The organism is Hymenobacter polaris (assembly GCF_012927305.1).
GTDB classification, from domain to species: Bacteria; Bacteroidota; Bacteroidia; order Cytophagales; family Hymenobacteraceae; genus Hymenobacter; species Hymenobacter polaris.
Map to the genome: position 1 here is coordinate 473,441 of NZ_JABBGH010000002.1, position 17,249 is coordinate 490,689.

The 17,249-nt window shown below is 67.6% G+C and carries 12 protein-coding genes; 1 reads left to right on the forward strand and 11 read right to left on the reverse strand.

Going from position 1 to position 17,249, the window contains the following annotated elements; translation table 11 throughout:
* Positions 1-5: 5 nt before the first annotated feature.
* From HHL22_RS12430 to HHL22_RS12465, 8 genes are all read right to left on the reverse strand, one after another.
* A complete protein-coding gene (locus HHL22_RS12430) occupies positions 6-1,874 on the reverse strand; it encodes an outer membrane beta-barrel protein (RefSeq protein WP_169531671.1) in 1,869 nt (622 codons plus the stop codon).
* Entirely contained in the window at positions 1,871-2,452 is a 582-nt protein-coding gene (locus HHL22_RS12435) for an RNA polymerase sigma factor (protein WP_169531672.1), read from the reverse strand. The genes HHL22_RS12430 and HHL22_RS12435 overlap by 4 nt, the downstream gene beginning before the upstream one ends.
* A gap of 281 nt (positions 2,453-2,733) precedes the next feature.
* Positions 2,734-4,524 (reverse strand): hypothetical protein, encoded by a 1,791-nt coding sequence (locus HHL22_RS12440; protein ID WP_169531674.1) that lies wholly within the window; start codon positions 4,522-4,524, stop codon positions 2,734-2,736.
* A gap of 64 nt (positions 4,525-4,588) precedes the next feature.
* Positions 4,589-6,862 (reverse strand): DUF4175 family protein, encoded by a 2,274-nt coding sequence (locus HHL22_RS12445; RefSeq protein WP_169531675.1) that lies wholly within the window; start codon positions 6,860-6,862, stop codon positions 4,589-4,591.
* Positions 6,863-6,893: 31 nt separating this feature from the next.
* The gene (locus tag HHL22_RS12450) at positions 6,894-8,468 is read right to left on the reverse strand and encodes a BatA domain-containing protein (RefSeq protein WP_169531676.1); all 1,575 of its coding nucleotides are present in this window, start codon (positions 8,466-8,468) and stop codon (positions 6,894-6,896) included.
* 100 nt (positions 8,469-8,568) lie between these two features.
* Positions 8,569-9,444 carry a DUF58 domain-containing protein gene (locus tag HHL22_RS12455; RefSeq protein ID WP_169531677.1) on the reverse strand — a complete coding sequence of 292 codons (876 nt, stop codon included), beginning with the start codon at positions 9,442-9,444 and terminating at the stop codon, positions 8,569-8,571.
* Between the two features lie 155 nt (positions 9,445-9,599).
* Positions 9,600-10,577 (reverse strand): AAA family ATPase, encoded by a 978-nt coding sequence (locus HHL22_RS12460; RefSeq protein WP_169531678.1) that lies wholly within the window; start codon positions 10,575-10,577, stop codon positions 9,600-9,602.
* Positions 10,578-10,705: 128 nt separating this feature from the next.
* Positions 10,706-11,326 (reverse strand): DUF4159 domain-containing protein, encoded by a 621-nt coding sequence (locus tag HHL22_RS12465; protein ID WP_169531679.1) that lies wholly within the window; start codon positions 11,324-11,326, stop codon positions 10,706-10,708.
* A 151-nt stretch (positions 11,327-11,477) separates the two neighbouring features.
* On the opposite strand from HHL22_RS12465, the gene HHL22_RS12470 reads away from it, so the two are divergent.
* Positions 11,478-12,104, forward strand: a complete 627-nt coding sequence (locus HHL22_RS12470; RefSeq protein ID WP_169531681.1) for a porin family protein — start codon at positions 11,478-11,480, stop codon at positions 12,102-12,104.
* A gap of 122 nt (positions 12,105-12,226) precedes the next feature.
* Here HHL22_RS12470 and HHL22_RS12475 read toward each other — a convergent pair whose 3' ends face one another.
* The 3 genes from HHL22_RS12475 to HHL22_RS12485 form a co-directional block, all read right to left on the reverse strand.
* Positions 12,227-13,561: a TldD/PmbA family protein gene (locus HHL22_RS12475; RefSeq protein ID WP_169531682.1), complete on the reverse strand. Its 1,335-nt coding sequence runs from the start codon at positions 13,559-13,561 to the stop codon at positions 12,227-12,229.
* A gap of 114 nt (positions 13,562-13,675) precedes the next feature.
* A complete protein-coding gene (locus HHL22_RS12480; RefSeq protein ID WP_169531683.1) occupies positions 13,676-15,328 on the reverse strand; it encodes a TldD/PmbA family protein in 1,653 nt (550 codons plus the stop codon).
* Between the two features lie 153 nt (positions 15,329-15,481).
* Positions 15,482-17,137, reverse strand: coding sequence for a TldD/PmbA family protein (locus tag HHL22_RS12485; protein ID WP_169531685.1), 1,656 nt, complete (start codon positions 17,135-17,137; stop codon positions 15,482-15,484).
* Positions 17,138-17,249: the final 112 nt, after the last annotated feature.

Consider the following 17,249-nt stretch of genomic DNA (forward strand, 5'->3'; position numbering starts at 1 on the left):
ATTTTCTAAAACTCCCAGGCCAGCCCCGTAAGTAGTCCGAAGCTGAACGGCTGGCGCGGGGTATAGGCCAGGCTTGCGGCCCGCACGAAGCGCGTGGCCACGTAGCGCCCCGTGGGCTGCAACACCCACTGCCAGCGGGCGGCCGGTCCCCCCAGGCGGTAGCGCGCATCCAGCCCCAGGCTAAGCCCGAGGGTAAGCGCCGAGTAGGGGCTGCCGCTGGCCGACGTGAAGACCTGCTGCTGGCAGCTGCACGTGCTATTTTCGGTGGTGCGCCCGCCCATATACAAGCTTGGCTCTAGGCCCGCCAGCAGGCCCAACGACCAGCGGCCGCGCGGCGGCCCGAGGGCGTAGCTGAGCTGCACGGGCAGCGTCAGGAAGCGGTAGGTATCGCGTTGGCGTACTAGCGTAGGCACCGTGTCGAGCACCAGGGTGCCCGCAGTGAGTTGGTAGGTTTGCACCCGTAAATTCAATTGCGTGGCATACTCCTGATAGCCCGCGCCCAGCGCCAGGGCCCAGCGGCCTGTGAGTACCCGCCGAACCTGCACCTGCGCCCCTAGACCCGCAGCCGGCCGCTCCAGGTCAACTAAACTGGCAGATGAGCTGCTGCGCCCGCTAAAGGTGCTCGTATTAGTGGGATTGGTGGTATAAACTGGGACATTGCTAAAGGGCTGCCCTAGCGCGCGGTAGCTGATGGTAGGGCCTGCCAGCGCCAGCACCGACCAGCGCCGCACTGGCGGCAGCCACGGCCCCGCCGAATCGGGCCGCGCGGCTAGCGGAGCCGGCAGGGCCAGCGTCGCTAGGGGCAAGCGCACCCGCCGCACGGCCAATGAGTCGAGAGCAGCGGGTGGGACCGACGTAGCCGTTGCCGCCGTGCGCAAACCCGCTTCCGAAGCAGCTGGTTGGGTGGTGATTTCTCCAAGGCCAGTAGGCTGGCGAGCCGCTCGCCGCGACTGCCGGGTAGTAGCAGGCGCCATAGTTGCGGCGACCGCCTGGCCAGCCGGCCGGCGCCGACGGTGCCCCGCAACCGCGCCCCTAGGGGCTGGTAGGTCCGCAGAAGCAGTAGCAGTTAGTTGCCGGTCAGTTGCCGGGGCACTTGCCGCTGGCTGCCCATCCGCGGCAATGGCAGTAGTAGCTGCTGAAGCGCGGGGTGGCTCCCCACCAGTAGGCTGGGCCAACTGTGCCGCCGCGGTGGGTTGCCGATTCGAGGCCGGGGTAGCCCTGGCCAGCCTGAGGCCGGAGCGTGCGCTGCGTGCGCTTGGCACCACTGATTTTTCAAGCAGCATACCTGACTTCGGGCGGTGGCCAGTTGCCGTAGCAAGCAAGTGACTAGCAGACTTAGTAGCGGTGGCGTTGCCGACGGGGCCAAGCGCCGGCCGGGTTTGGTTGCGCGCCGCAAGACTGGGCGTAGTGGCCCTAGAGCCCGGCATAGCCGCCGCAGGGACGCTGACCGAAGCATGAGCAGCAGTTGATTTAGCGACTGATAAGCTGAGCGCATCTGGGGCGGGAGCTGGTAGGTTAGCCGCAGTGCGGCCGGCGGCCGAGCGGGACAAGCGCGCGGCTGTGCCAGGGGCTATCGGCTGGGTAGCTGGCCGGTGAGCCAGGCGGGGGGTGGGCCGGGCCAGCTGGGTTAACCACACGGCTGTGCCGCCTAGCAGCACGCCACCCAGCAGCACCAGTAGCGCTAGCAGCTGGCGGCTGCGCAGCCACCAGGGGCGCGGCGTGGCCGCTGGCAGCTGCTGCCGAATGCTGGCCCACAGCTCGGGCGGCGGCTCCTGGCCGAAGCGCTCGCCCAGGCGCTGCCGCAGCGCGCCCAGCAGCGGGTCGCGGGCGTCATCGTCGTCGGGGCGGGGTTGAAAATCAGGACCTTCGTTCATGGTTGAGTAAACTGGGAAGCACCCAGGCGCAGGCGCTGGGCGAGGAGCTGCCGCGCGCGCGACAGCTGCGACTTGCTGGTGCCTTCCGAAATGCCTAGCAACTCGGCGATTTCGGGGTGCGAGTAGCCTTCAATGGCGTAGAGGTTGAGCACGGTGCGGTAGCCGGGGGGCAGGGCCGCCAGCTGCCGTAGCAGGTCATCGGCCGCCAGCGTTTCCAGGGCCGAGGGGTCGGCGCTGGGCAGCTGGGCTAGGGGGTCGAAGTCGTCGTTGGGGTCGAGGGGGGCGCTAGCGGTGTGGCGGCGGTTTTGGGCCACCGCGTGCAGGGCCGTGTGCACGGTTACGCGCCGGGCCCAGGCCTCAAAAGGGCCCTCGCCGCGGTATTGCCCCAGGCGGGTGAAGATGCGGACGAAGGCATTTTGCAGCGCATCCTCCGCCTCGGCCCGGTTGGGACAGTAGCGCAGGCACACGCCCATGAGCTGGTAGGCGAGTAGCTTGTACAGCCGGTGCTGCGCCGCTTCCTCGCCCCGACGGCACGCCGCCAGCAGGCTCTCCGAAACGACCGAAGCAGTACCAGACATGGAAAAGGAAAAGTGAGCCGCCCACCCGCGTCGTGGGCGTTCGGGGGCATGACCGGCCTAGGCCCGCAACCGTTGCGTGGCCGCCCGAAAATAGTTGCCGCCGCCAGATTATACGCCGTGGCTCGCCGCTTTTACTCTAGCAACCAGCTAGTTGTCACTAGTCAGGGCGTGCAGTATAGCAGCCGGCTAGCAAGGCGCCTTGAAAAATCCCCGAGTTCTGCCTGCCTGTTCAGCGCTTGCCAGCAGCGCTGGGGCCTAGGGGTGGCAAATGGCGCACGCGGCTATAGCTTCTCTTCGAGCCACAAAAAGCCGGCCGCCAGCACAAACAGCGCCAGCAACCAGCCCGCCGGCCACGGCTCGCGCACCAAGTAGCGGCTGGCCGGAGCTTCGCCAGTGCGCGCGGCCTGGCTGCGGGCCCGCGCCGCTAGCTCGGGGCCGCGCCAGGCGGCCGAGTCGAACACAAAAAAATGGTAAATAGCCGCGCCCGGTCCGCGCACCTCGTGCCAGCCGGCCTGGCCGGGCCAGTAGGGGGCGGTGCTCCACTCGGGCAGGCGCGGGTCTTGGGCCAGGGCCAGGTGGGCAACGGGGCCGCCGGCCAGCGGGCGCACGCGCAGCGCCTCGGCGGGGCCGGGCAGGCGGCCGGCCGCTAGGCGCAGCGTAAGCGGGTAGCCCCGGCGCGGCCAGGCCTCGGCTAGCTGCCAGGCGGCGGCGGGGGCGGGCGGCGGCAGGGCGGCGGCCAGCAGGCGGCTCCAGTAGGCGCGGTAGCCCGTTGAGTCGCCCTGCAGCATCCACCGAAAGGTTTCGGGCACCACCGACACTACTACCGCGCCCAGCCCCACGCGGTGGGCCGCCACCACCGGCCGCTGGCTGGGCCCGGCCAGCACCAGCGGCCGCAAGCCCGCCCCCGGCCGCAGGCTGGCGGGGAGGGCAGCGCGCAGCTTGGCCGGCGCATCGGGCCAGGCGAGGGCCGTGGGCGCGGCATCGGCCGGGCCCGGCTGCACGCTAAAAGCCGCGCGGCCCGGCACGGCGGCCGGCAGGGCGCCGGGGCCGGCCAGCACCACCAGCCCCAGGCGCCCGCCCTGCACGGCCGCGCGCAGGGTTTGGCTTTCGGCGGGCGGCAGGGCAGCCAGGGCGGCGGCATCGGCCACGGCCAGGGGGTAGCGCGCCAGCAGCGCCGGCGTGAGGTGGTCGAGGGCCTGAGCGGGCTGGTTGACCACTTCGGTTTGCACCAGGCCCCGGCTGACGGGCGTGCGCAAGGCCACCGCCCGTCCCGCGGCGGCCAGGCTGTTTTTCAAGAACTTAAACTCGAAGCCCGGCGCGGCCGCCAGCAGCAGCACCGGCGGCTTTTGCTCGTCGGTCACTTCTACCGGCAGGGGCTCGGCTACCGGCGGCCGGGTGGCCGGGCGCAGCACCAGGGTGGGGAGCAGCAGCCCCGCCGCCCTAGGCCGGTAGCGCAGCCGAAAGGCCCCGCCCGCGGCCGGCACGCGCACCGAGTCGCGCCCGGCCCCGGCCCCGCGCAGGCGCAGCCAGGCGCCCGCGCCGACGGGTCCCACCGTGCCTTCTACCTCAAAAACCTGCCCCAGCACCAGCTGGCGCGGCCAGTACGCCGCCGCAATGCCCGGGTAGGCCGCGCTGTGCCAGCGCACCGGCACCGCCCCTAGGGCCGGTAGGTCGGGCGCGGGCAGGCCCTGGCCCAGCACGTGCAGCTGCCGCAGCGCGGGCTGCCGCTCGGCCAGGGCCAGCAGGCTACCCAGGGGGCGGCTGCCGGCCGGCGGGGTGGGCAGGCCGTAGCTCCACACCGGCGCGGCGGGCCCCAGCTGGCGGCGCAGCGCCCACAGCGTATCGGGCGAGTAGCCGGCCGTGAGCAAAATGGCCTCGTTGCGGCGGGCGGGCACCAGGCGGGTGGGCGGGTAGGCCAGCAGCCACAGGGCCGCCACGGCCACCACGCTAGCCAGCAGCCGCGCCACCCGCCAGCGCCGGTTGGGCCGCCGCCAAGCCGCTAGCAGTAGCCCTAGGCCCAGTAGCCCAGCTGCCGCCAGCAGGCCGTAGCGAATAAAATCAGGCGTCAGCAAAAGCGGTAAGTTGGTAGTAAATAATTGTTTTTATGTGAGTAGGAGGCACCAAGCGCCGAGCGGCCTACTCGCTTAGCTCCTGGAAATAGCGGCGGGCCAAGCGGTTGGGGGCCGGGGTGGGCGCGGCGGCGGGCACCGGCGCGGGCAGTAGCGCGCTCAGGCCCTGCTCGGCGGCCACCAGCTGCGCGGGGGGCGCGGGCTGGCCGGCCCGCACGGCCGCCCCTAGGGTGCGCAGCGCCTTGAGCGCCGGTAGGTAGAGGGCCGGCTGCTGCACGGCCACGGCGGCCAGGGCCGCGCCGGCAGGCTCCAGCAGGCGGGCATCGGCGGGGCGCGGGGGCTGGCCGGCGCGCACGGCCGCCAGCCAGCGCAGGGCGACGCGCACGGCGGGCTGGGCGGCGGGGGCCGGCAAGGTGGCTTGCTCGTGGAGCGCGGCGGCCCCCTTTAGCTCGCCGGTGAGGCGCAGGGTAGCCTCGGGCAGGGGCGTTGGGGTGAAGCCAGCCTTGCGCACGTAGGCGCGGGTTTGCTGCTGCACTTCCTTCAGCAGGCGCAGGGCGCGGTACTCGTAGGGGCGGGCGGCGGCGGGCTGGTTGGTGCGCAGGCGCAGCTCGGCGGCCCACATCTCATCCAGCACGGCGTGCAGCTTGGCCTTCACGGCGGGCTCCAGGAAGTCGGCGGTTTCGGCGTCGTCGTGCTTGTGGATGTAGGGCTCCATCAGGGCGTCGGTGGCGGCGGTGGGCGAGTCGTTGGGGCGGGTGCCCACGGCCGCGTGGTCATGGTCGTGGTCGTCGGGCTCGGCGGGGGCGGCCGCGGGCGGGGCGGGGCTGGTGGCGTCCTCGGCGGTGGGCAGGGCGGGCTCGTCGGCGGTGGGTGGGCCGGCGGTGGCGCCCATGCCCTTCTCGGCTTCCTCGCCCAAAAACTTGCCGTAGCGCAGCCGCAGCGCTTGCTGGTCGAAGCCCAGGGCGTTGGAGCGGTTGGCGAACTCGGCGGCGGTCAGCTTCTTTTGCTCGGCCAGCAGCTTTTCGGTGTCGATAATAATCTGGCGCTCACTGCGGAAGTAAGCCGGCGCGGTGTTCACGCCCATGCCCAGGTCGAGGGCGCTGGCCGCGGCGGCCGTGTCCTGCCACTGCACCAGGTAGGTATCCGAGCGGGCGCGCTGGCCGTGGTTGTCGCGGGCTTGCAGGTAGAGGTACAGCTCGTCGCCGGGGTGCAGCCCTAGGGCCGGCAGGCGCAGCAAGCTGCCCAGCGGCGCCTGGGTGGGCTGGCGGCCCAGGCCGGCGCTCAACTCGCGCCGCAGCTCCCGAAACTTCACCGCCTCGCCCTGCCCGGTGGCCACCGTCAGCACCAGCTCGGCCTGGCTGAGGCCGTAATCGTCGCGAGCGGTGGCTTGCAGCGTCACCTCGGGCCGGGTGCCGCGCGCCGCAATCAGGGTGTAGGGCTTCGGACTTTGGATGCGGATGGTGGGCGCCTGGTCGGGCTGCACCTCAATGGCGTAGTCGTCGGACACCTGCCCAGCCAGGTGCAGCCGATACAAGGTACTGGTGCTCAGTACCTGCTCGGCTGCGTAGATGCGCGCTTGGCCTGCTGCCCCTAGGGCCAGGCGGCGGCGGCCCAGCTCCAGCACCGGTGCGGCGCCGGCCCCGCTCACGCGCACCAGCCAGCGTACCCGCGAGCCCGCCGGGCAGCTAAATGAGGCCCCCGCCGGCCCAAACGCCACCCGCCGGGTGTAGGCCGGGGGCGTCACCAGCAGCTGCACCTGCTCGATGCGGGCCGGGCCCACCGGCGCCCCGGCCGGCCGCGCTGGGTCGGGGTGCAGGCGCACGGCCACGGGCGCGGCCGCTGGGGCGGCCCGGTGGCCGCTGGGCCACAGCCCTACCCCTAGGGCCCCCAGCCCCAGCAAAGCGCTGAGCAAATAGCTATTCTTGAAGGCAACGGGAAGCAGCTGCGGCTCGGTGGCGGCCAGCTCCGTAAAGTGCCGGGTGACGCGCTGCTGCTGCAGGCCCGGCAGCAGGGGCAGCGCCGTTTCGTCGGCCAGCAGCAGGCCGGTACTGTCTTGCAGGATGGGGTAGCGGCGGTCGAGGGCCGCTGCGGCGGCGCCCGCGTGCCAATGCCGCAGCGGCTGCAGCTGCCAGCCTACTACCGCCAGGCTGGCCAGCGCCAACCCTAGTAGTAGCGGCCAGCCGGCCGGCCAGCGCAGCGCCAGCACAACCAGCAGCCCGCCAGCGGCCAGCAGCGGGAGTAGCCGGGCCACTGCGTAGCGGCGCGCATAGCTACGCGAGGCGGCGTGCAAGCCGGCGCGGGCATCGGCGAGGGCCGCTGGGTGCGTGGCAGTAGTAGGCATAGGCGCTTTAGAAAATCAAGATAAAGAGAAGCTAAGATGCCACCATAGACGGCGTAGCGGCCGTGCGCGCCGCCAGCCCGCGCTCTAGCCCAAATAGCAGCAGCCCCGCCAGCACCAGCCAGGGCCGCAGGTCGAGCGGCGGGCCGAAAGCCGGGGCCGGGCGGCGGGCCGTAGCACCGGCCGCGGGCAGCACCTGGCCGGGGTCGAGGCGGCGCGGGTCGTGCGCGGCCAGGCGCTGCTGCCCGGCCGCGTCGAAGGCCGGGTGCAGCACCTCTAGCAGCAAGGCGGGCAGGTCGGGACTGGCAGCCAACTCGCTCCAGGCAGGCAGCAGACGGGTAGCTAGCTGATAATAAGTGCCCTGCCCTAGGGGGGTAGCCGTGAGCACGGGCCGCCCGAGGCCGTCGCGCCACAACGGCTGGGCGCCGGGCGCGGGGCTGGCCGCCCGGCGCCACACGGCCACGGGCGCGGCCAGCTGGGGCTGGGTAAGGTGGCTGGTATCGGCGCGGCCGGCCCCCGCCGGAAACTGCCACAGGCGCAGCCCCCGCCGCACGGCGCCGCGCCACCGGGCCGGCACCGGCGCGTCGGCCAGCCAAAACAGCCAGTCGGGCGCCTGGGCGGTGTCGGGTAGGGTAGGGGCTACGGTGAGGGCCAGGGGGCCGGGTAGCCCTAGGGCCGCCGCCCGCAGCGCGGCGCGCAGGGGGCGGGCTTCGGCGGCCTGAGCGGCGGGGGCATACACCCACACGCGCAGCGGGGCGGGGCGCACCGGCACTGCTGGCTCCGGGACTGGCCCTAGGGCCGCCAGCCGGGCTGCCTGGGTGGCAGTGGCGGCCTGGTAGCGTAGCGGCGGCAGCCCGGCCACCGCCAGCCGGGCGCCCGGCTGCGGCCGCGCCACGCGGGCGAGGCGGTAGGTTAGCTGGCGCTCGGTGCCCTGGCCCAGCAGCAGGTGCAGGCTATCGGCGGTGCTGGTGGCGGCTTGCAGCCAGGTGGCCTGGGCGGCCAGCGGCAGCAGGCGCCACGTCACGCCCGCCGGCAACGGGCGCCGGGTGCCGCCGTTGCCGCGCATAGTGGCGGGCGTAAGCGCCAGCAGCGGCTGCCCAGCCAGCGAGTCGGCCGCCAGCCGGATGCGCTCGGCGTAAAAATCCGGGGTGTTCGCCAAGTGGTCGAGGGCCAGAATGCTATCGGCCGGCATCCCTAGGGAATCGGCCCGGCTAGCCGTCTGGCTGATGCGCGGCAGGCCCGGCGCCAGCCAGCGCCGCTCGTAGCCGCGCCGCCGCAGCGAGTCGAGGCGCGGGCGCTCGGCGGCTAGGGCGGGGCTACCGGCCAGGGCGGGCGCCACCAAAATCTGCCCGCGCCCTAGGGTGCGCCGGGGCCGCCAGGCGGGGCCGGCTAGCGCGCCCACCAGCCCAGCCAGCAGCAGCAGGCGCAGTAGTAGCAGTGGCCACTGCTCGAGGCGCAGGTTGCGCAGGCGGCGGTTGGCCCCGGCTTGTAGCCAGCGCAGGCTGCCCACGGCCACCTCGCGGCCCGGCCGGCGGTTCCAGAGGTGGATGGCCAGCGGCACCAGCAGGGCCAGCAGCGGCAGCAGCGACGGGTTGGTGAAGGTTAGCATAGTAGTTTTTCCCGCAGAGGGCGCAGTGTTTTCGCAGAGGCCGCGGAGGTTGTTCTCTGCGACTTCTGCGAAAACACTGCGCCTTCTGCGGGAAAATTCGTTAGCTCATCAGTTGCCGGCGTTTCAAAAACTCCCGCAGCGCCCCGTCCAGCGGCTGCGACGTATCCAGTAAATAATAATCCAGCCCCTGGCGGCGGGCGGCCTGGGCGGTATCGCGCAGCCAGGCTTGCAGCTGGCGCTGGTAGGCGGCGCGCTGCTGGTCGGCGTCGAGCTGCAGGGTTTGCCCAGTTTCGAGGTCGCGGAACGTAACCGAGCCTTTGTAGCTAAAATTCAGCTCGTTGCCGGCCATCAGGTGCAGTAGCAGCACCTCGCCGCTGGTAGCGCGCAGGCGGGCAAGCAGCCGGCTTATCTCGCCCTGCTCCTCATACAAGTCGCTGACGCACACCGTAAGGGCGCGCTGCCGGCGGGCGGTGAGGGGGGCCAAGGTGGCGGCGTCGGGGAAGGTGCCGGTGGCGGCCACCGTTTCGAGGGCGTGGTAGAGGCGCGGTAACTGGCGGGTGTCGGCGCGGGCGGGCAGCTGGCGCAGGCCGGTGGGCAGCAACAGGGTTAGGCCCACAGCGTCGCCCTGCTTTTGGGCCAGGTAGGCCAGCGCCGCCAGCAGCAGCCGGGCGTAGTCGAGCTTGCTCAGGTTGTTATCGTCCAGGTGCCCTAGGCTGGCGCTGGCGTCCAGCACCAGGTTCACCGTCAGGCTGGTATCTACCTCCGATTCGCGCAAAAAATACTTGTCCGAGCGCGCGGCCAGGCGCCAGTCCAGCCGGCGCAGGTCGTCGCCCGGCTGGTAGGGGCGGTACTGGCTGAACTCCATGCCCGCGCCCTGCCGCCGGCTGGCGTGCGCACCAGCCAGGAAGCCCTCGGCCGCCCGGCGGGCCGCCAGCGGCAGGTTGCGCAAGGCAAACAGGAGTTCGGGGGTGAGCATTTAGGGGTTACTAGAAGACCAAAAGAACGTCATGCTGAGCGCAGTCGAAGCATCTCTGCCACGCCGCCTAGGGCCTTTGTTCAATGATGCGGGAGAGATGCTTCGGCAAGCGGACGCCAGATGAGCATGACCGTCTTATCTGTTTTTTGGCGCTACTACATCGCCACCACCTTCAGCAGCTCGGCCACGGCATCGTCGGGCGTTAGGTTTTCGGCCTCCGCGTTGAAGTTGAGCAGCACGCGGTGGCGCAGCACCGGCGGGGCCAGCGTTTTAATATCATCCAGCGTAGCGGCAAAGCGGCCTTGCAGCAGCGCCCGCGCCTTGGCGCACAGTATCAGCGCCTGGCCAGCCCTAGGGCCCGCGCCCCAGCGGCCGTATTCCTTAATGAATTTCACCTCCGACGTGGCCGGGCGGGTGGCGCGCACCAGCCGGTTGACGAACGCCAGCAGCTCGGGGCTGAGGCTGACCTGGCGCACCAGCTGCTGCAGCTGCCGAATATCGTCGCCGGCCAGCTGCGGGGCCACTTCGGCGCGGGCGGTGCCGGTGGTGCCGCTCAGTACGGCCATTTCCTCCTGCTCGGTGGGGTAGCCAATGCGCACGTACAGCAAGAAGCGGTCGAGCTGGGCCTCGGGCAGCGGGTAGGTGCCGCTCTGCTCGATGGGGTTTTGGGTGGCCAGCAAAAAGAACGGCTTGGGCAGCGCGTGCTCCTGGCCGGCGTAGGTGACGTGGCCTTCCTGCATAGCTTCCAGCAGGGCCGCCTGGGTTTTGGGCGGTGTGCGGTTTATCTCGTCGGCCAGCACCAGGCTGGCGAAGATGGGGCCAGGGTTGAACTTGAACGAGCGCCGCCCGGTGCCGTGGTCTTCCTCCAGCACCTCGGTGCCCAGAATGTCGGTGGGCATCAGGTCGGGCGTGAACTGGATGCGGCGAAATGGCAAATCAGTAGCCTGGGCCAGCGTGCGCACCAGCAGGGTTTTGGCCAGGCCCGGCACGCCCTCCAGCAGAGCGTGGCCGCCGGCCAGCAGCGCCACCAGCACCTCGTCGAGCACCTGCTCCTGGCCCACTATCACCTTGCCAATTTCAGCCTTCAGCCGCGGCAGCTTAGCCAGCAGGGTTTGTACGTCTTGTTCAGTCATTTACTCGGTGAAAAAGGCGGTCATGCTGAGCTTGCCGAAGCATCTCTACCGCGTAAGTAACTTCAAACGTTAGGATTAGTGCCGCAGTAGAGATGCTTCGACAGGCTCAGCATGACGTTCTGTATAAATCAAGAAAGTGCATACAGCAGAATATTGACCCCAAACTTGGTGTTGTCTTCCGCTAAAAACCGTTTATTCCGGAAGTCGTAGTCCCACTCGCAGCCGTAGTCCTTGTTGGAGTAAAGCACCCCTAGGCGGCCGTTCACGGTAATGCCCTTGAGGTAGTCGTGCACCAGGTCGTCGCCCCAGCCGTTCAGCTCGAAGCCCGTGTTGGGCGGACCGTCTTTGAAGGTGAAAAACTGGTGGTAAATCGGGTGGGTTTTGGGTAGCTTTTGCAGCGCGGCTGGGCCGAAGCAGGCGGCCATCTGCGCCTCAAACGAGCGGGCAAACAGGCCGTCGATGTCGTGGTTGCAGTCGTCCACAAACACGAAGCCGCCGTTGCGCACGTACTGGATGAAGTTCTTCTTCTCGGCCGCCGAAAACTGTACCAGCCGGTGCCCGCTCAGGTAGCAGAAGGGGTAGCCAAACAGCTCGGGACTATCCAGCGCTACCACCTTTTCCTTGGCCACCACCGGCACGGTGGTGTACTGCACCAGCGAGTGCAGCAGGTTGGCCGGCATGCGCTCGTCCACGGCATCCCAGTCGCCGGAGTGGTAGCTGAGGCGCACGAAGGTGAAAGGGGTTGGCATGAACGCAAAAGAGGCCCTAGGGCTCAAAAGATGAAAAGGGCCTGCTGAGGTTGCGCGGGCACACATCGGAAACGGCGATTTTGCCGTTAGGCGCTTAAACCTACGCGGGCTGCGGCCCTTTCTACCTCCACTTCCTTCATTTCTTTCGCTTATGAAACGGTTTCTGTTCCTGCTGGTAGCCGGCGCAGCCTGGCTACTCGCTGCCCCCCAGGCCCACGCTCAGTTCGGCGTGAAAGGCGGCGTCAACTTCGCTGAGCTACAGGGCCGCGACGGCGAGTCGTCGTCCTACAAGACATTCTATCACGTCGGCATCCTCTACCAGTGGAACGTGCTGGGCCCGCTGGCCATCCAGCCCGAGCTACAATACTCGGTGCAGGGCGGCGACCTAAAAGGTGCCTTTACCGACTACACCACCAAGCTGCACTACTTCACGGTGCCCGTGCTGGCCAAAGTGACCCTAGGCCCCATTTTCGTGGAAGCCGGCCCGCAGTTCGGCTACTTAGTGCACGCCACCCAGGACGGCAAGGTGCAGATAAGCAACACCAACGGCTCGGCCAGCTACGGCCAAGTCAGCCAAACGGCTACCAGCCAGTATAAGGGCGCCGACTTTAGCCTGGCTGCTGGTGCCGGCCTCAAGTTCAGCGGCCTCTCGCTGGGCGCCCGCTACGTGGCCGGCCTCAACGACATCAACGACGCCCAGTACATCACCGGCCTCAACGACCCGCGCCTGCAAAACCGCGTGTTTCAACTCTACGCGGCTCTGCAGTTCGGGAAGTAGAATTTCAATTAGCAAAGGCGCACGTCATGCTGAGCTTGTCGAAGCATCTCTACCGCGCAACATTGTTCAGTAGAGATGCTTCGACAAGCTCAGCATGACGTGCGCTTTTGCTAATTGAAATTCTACACTGCGTCCGATAGGCTCGTGAACGTGAAGTCGCGAATCTTTAGCGGGGGAACCAGATTGCCGGCCAGGCGCACCGGGCGGCCGATGGCTTCCACGTTGTTGAGCATGATAACGGGGCTCTCGTTGAAGCGGAAGTTCTTGATGGGGAACTTGATAGCGCCGTTCTCGATGTAGAACGTACCGTCGCGGGTGAGGCCGGTGTAGAGCAGCGTCTGCGGGTCAACGGGACGGATGTACCAGAGGCGCGTGACCAAAATTCCTTTCTGGGTGCCTTTGATGAGGTCGGCCGTGCTTTGGGTGCCGCCTTCCATGATGAAGCCGCCGGGCGGGGGCAGGTCCGGAATGCCGCTCTTCTGGGCCCAGTAGCGGCTGGTGTACATATTCTTCACCACGCCCTTCTCAATCCAGGTGGTGCGCTGCTGCGGGCGGCCGTCGCCGGCAAAGGTCAGGTCGGGCACCTCGGCGTTGGTAGGGTCCGAGTAAACGGTGATGCGCTCGTCGAACAGCTTTTCGCCTTTGCGGTTGCCGCCGCCCTTCTTGCTCAGGAAGCTGCGCCCCTCGTCGGCCGAGCGGGCGTCGAACGAGCGCATGAGGGCCCCTAGGAGCGAGGCGTCGGAATTGGAAACCAGAGCGTTGGGCTCCAGAATAACGGTGTACTTGCCCGGCTCGATGGCCTTGGCGCCCACCGACGATGACGCCTTGCCCGCGGCCACGGCCGTGAGGCGCGCCGCGTCGAAGTTCTTCACGTCGGTGTAGTCGGTGGCCGCGTAACCCGAGCCCGTGCCGTCGGGCGTGCGCACCGTAACGCTGAAGTCGGCGTTGGTCAGGCGCTGGTAGGCTTCCAGGCCCTTGCTGTTGCGCTTGGCTACGAAGCCCGCCCGGTCGTTAAGAAAGCCCGCCGAGGTGAGCTTCTTGCTGGTGCAGTAGTCCATGCTGGCCCCCATTTGGCGGGCGCGGTAGTCGGGCGTAATGGCGGCCGTGCTCTGGGCAAACGACTGCGGCGAGCTGAGGTACTGCTGCGGCCCGAGCAGCGGCATGTGCTCGGGGCTATCGGGGGCCAGGCGCGCAATTTCTTCGGCCCGCTGCACGCAGCGCTTCAGGGTAGCGTCGTCGAACTGGTTGCAGGTGGCGGTGCCCTGCTTCTTGCCGAAGTACGAGGTAACGGCCAGCGACACGTTGTCGGTGGCGCCCGAGGTGCTGATGGAGTTGCGCGCCGAGCGCACGTTGCCTTCCAGCGTGCCGCTCAGGGTAGCCTCGCACTCATCGGCGGTGCTGTAGCCAATGACCTTCTTGAGAATGTCCTGGGCTTCGGTTTGGGAAAGTATTGCCATTGGTAGGTGAAATTAAGATGTAGCACCAAGCTCCTGCTTGGTGAGCCGCCCGCGCCGTAAGGCAGTAAAATGGGTTAGTTATCGCTCAACGATGCCCCAAGCGGGAGCTTGGGGTTACCCGATTTTGCGGGCCGTATTAATCACATTCACCGCGTTGAAGCGGGTGGTGGCCGAGCCGTGGCTCACGGCCGAGCTTTGCGAGGGCTGGCCCTTGCCGTCGTTGAAGGCGCCAAACAGACGGTAGTCGCGCTCATCGCAGCGGTCGGCGCACGAGCCCCAGAACTCCAGCGTGTTGGCCTGGTAGGCCACGTCTTCGAGGGGCTCGGTAATCTTGCCCTTCTCGATGGCGTAGAACACCTGCCCGCCAAACTGGAAGTTGTAGCGCTGCTGGTCGATGCTGAACGAGCCGTTGCCCGCGATGTAGATGCCCTTGTCCACGCCAGCCACCAGCTCATCCACGCTCTTATTGGTGGTGCCGGGGCGCAAGCTCACGTTGGGCATGCGCTGAAACTGCACGTCCTGCCACGACTGCGAGTAGCAGCAGCCATCCGAATACTGCTGGCCCACGATGTGGGCCTGGTCGCGAATCTTCTCGTAGTTCACCAGCTTGCCGGCCTTTATCAGGTCCCACTCCTTAGTTTTTACGCCCTCGTCGTCGTAGCCCACGGCCCCTAGGGAGCCCGTCTGCAGCTTGTCGGCCACGATGTTAACCTGCTGCGAGCCGTAGGGAATGTTCTTGGCTTTCCAGGCCAGGGTGGCGAAGCTGGTGCCGGCGTAGTTGGCCTCGTAGCCTAGCACGCGGTCCAGCTCCAACGGGTGGCCCACGCTTTCGTGGATGGTCAGGCCCAGGTGGTGGGGGTCGAGCACCAGGTCGTACTTGCCGGGCGTCACGCTCTTGCAGGTAATCTTCTGCTTGGTTTGCTTGGCGGCCAGGGCGGCATCTTCCAAAATGTCGTAGCTCTGCTTGTAGCCAATCACGTCGGAGCCGGCCGGGCCCATCACCTTATCGGCGGCCTTGGGCGTCAGGTACTCGTAGCCCAGGCCCATGGGCGAGCTCATGGCCTGCCGCGAGCGAAACTTACCGCTGGCGCGGTCCACCACCGTCACGCCAAACGTGGGGTAGATGCGGTGGATGTCCTGGTCGATGTACGAGCCATCGGTGCTGGCGAAGTACTTCTGCTCGTTGATTTGGAACAGCGCCGAATTGACGAACGATGCGCCGCCCGCCAGCGCTACGCCGTTGGCATTCAGCAGCAAGTCCACCTTTTCCTTGATGGGCACCTCGAAGGCGTTTTGCTGAATGGGCGTTTTCCAGCTCACCTCGCCGTAGCCTTTTTGCGGGGCCAGCTGCACGGGCTCCTTCTGCACCTTCGAGTTGGCCTTGGCAATGGCTACCGCCTGCTGGGCGGTTTTGGCCACGCTGGCGTCGGTCAGGTTGTTGGTAGCCGCGAAGCCCCAGGTGCCGCCCGCAATCACCCGGATGCCGATGCCCTGGGTTTCGGCGCTGGCAATGTTCTGCACCTGCTTCTCGCGGGTGAAGATGCCCTGGTTGAGCGTGCGCTGAATGCGGATGTCGGCGTAGGTGGCGCCGGCCGCCTTGGCCGCGTTCAGGGCCACGTCGGCCAGGCGCTTTTTCTGGGCCACGTCCAGGCCCGGCTCCAGCAGCTGGGCGGGGTCTACGAGGTCGCCGGCCAGGGCTGGGAAGCTAGGCAGCCACAGCGCCCCGGCCCCTAGGCCCGCAAGGGCGGCAAAGTCACGTCTTTTCACAGGTTGAAGGGTTTGATTAGAAAAGGTTACTTATTGAAAATGAACGTCATGCTGAGTTTTTCGAAGCATCTTTACTGCTTCGTTGCAACGGCTCAAAAGAAGCGGTAGAGATGCTTCGACAAGCTCAGCATGACCGCCTTTTGGCATGGGTGCCTACCCAATCTTGCGGGCCGTGTTAATCACGTTTACCGCATTGAAGCGGGCGGTGCTGCTGCCGTGGCTCACGGCCGACACCTGCGAAGGCTGGCCCTTGCCGTCGAAAAACGAGCCGAACAGGCGGTAATCGCGCGCATCGCACACGGCGGCGCACGAGTTCCAGAACTCCTGGGTGTTGGCCTGGTAGGCCACGTCGTCCAGCATTTCGGTAATCTTGCCGTTCTCGATGGCGTAGAATACCTGCCCGCCAAACTGGAAGTTATAGCGCTGCGGGTCAATAGAATACGAGCCGCGCCCGGCAATGTAGATGCCCTTGCTCACGCCCTTAATCAGCTCATCCACCCCTAGGGGCTGGGAGCCCGGCTGCAGGCTCACGTTGGGCATGCGCTGAAACTGCACCGCGTCCCAGGAGTCGGCGTAGCAGCAGCCGTCGCTGGCTTGCTGGCCCACGATGTGCGCCTGGTCGCGAATCTTCTCGTAATCCACCAGCTTGCCCTGGTCAATGAGCGTCCACTCCTTGGTTTTCACGCCCTCGTCGTCGTAGCCCACCGCGCCCAGGCTGCCGGGCTGCAGCTTGTCGGCCACTATCGTCACCTGCTTCGAGCCGTAGGGGATGTTCTTGGCCTTCCACTCCTGCGTGGCGAAGCTGGTGCCGGCGTAGTTGGCCTCGTAGCCCAGCACGCGGTCCAGCTCCAGGGGGTGGCCCACGCTTTCGTGAATGGTCAGGCCCAGGTGGTTAGGCTCCAGCACCAGGTCGTACTTGCCGGCGGTTACGCTCTTGGCGCCCATCTTTTGCTTGGCCTGCTGGGCGGCCAGAGCGGCGTCTTCCAAGATGTCGTAGCTCATTTTATAGCCCACCAGGCCGGTGCCGGCGGGGCCCGCAATCTTGTCGGCGGCCCTAGGGGTCAGGTACTCGTAGCCCAGGCCCATGGGGGCGCTTAGCGCGTCGCGGGTCTTGAACTTGCCCGCCGCCCGGTCCACCACCGTGGCCGTAAATGTGGGCCAGATGCGGTGAATATCCTGGTCGATGTACGAGCCGTCGGTGCTGGCGAAGTACTTCTGCTCGTTGATTTGGAACAGGCTGCTGCTCATGAAGCTGGCGCCGTTGGCGGCGGCCGCGGCGTTGGTGGCCAGCAGCAAGTCCACTTTTTCCTTCACTGGCACCTCAAAGGCGTTGCGTACGATGGGCGTTTTCCAGCTCACCTCACCGTAGCCCTTTTGCGGAGCCAGCTGCACGGGCTCTTTCTGGATGCGGGCGTTGGCTTTGGCCATGGCCACGGCGCGCTGGGCGGTGCGGGCTAGGCTGGCGTCGGTCACGTCGTTGGTGGCCGCGAAGCCCCAAGTGCCCTGGGCAATGACCCGGATGCCGGCCCCGAAGCTCTCGCCGCTGGCAATGTTCTGCACCTGCTTCTCGCGGGTAAACACGCTTTGGTTGAGGTAGCGGCCGATGCGCACGTCGGCGTAGGTGGCGCCGGCACTTTTGGCCGCGTTCAGGGCGGCGTCGGCCAGGCGCTTTTTTTGGGCCACGTCCAGGCCGGGCTCTAGCAGGCGGGCGGGGTCTACGGGCAGGCTGCCACCCAGGCCGGGCAGGCTCGGCAGCAGTAGGGCGCCGGCGCCTAGGCCGGTAAGGGTACTAAAGTCGCGTCGGTTCAAAGCAGGCAGGGGAGTTGTAGAAGCAAGGACAAAGCGGGTAGCCAAGGGTTGCGGCAGCTAACTTCTTTGCAACTAGCACGATTTAATGGAGCAATATGGTGAAAAATTGATA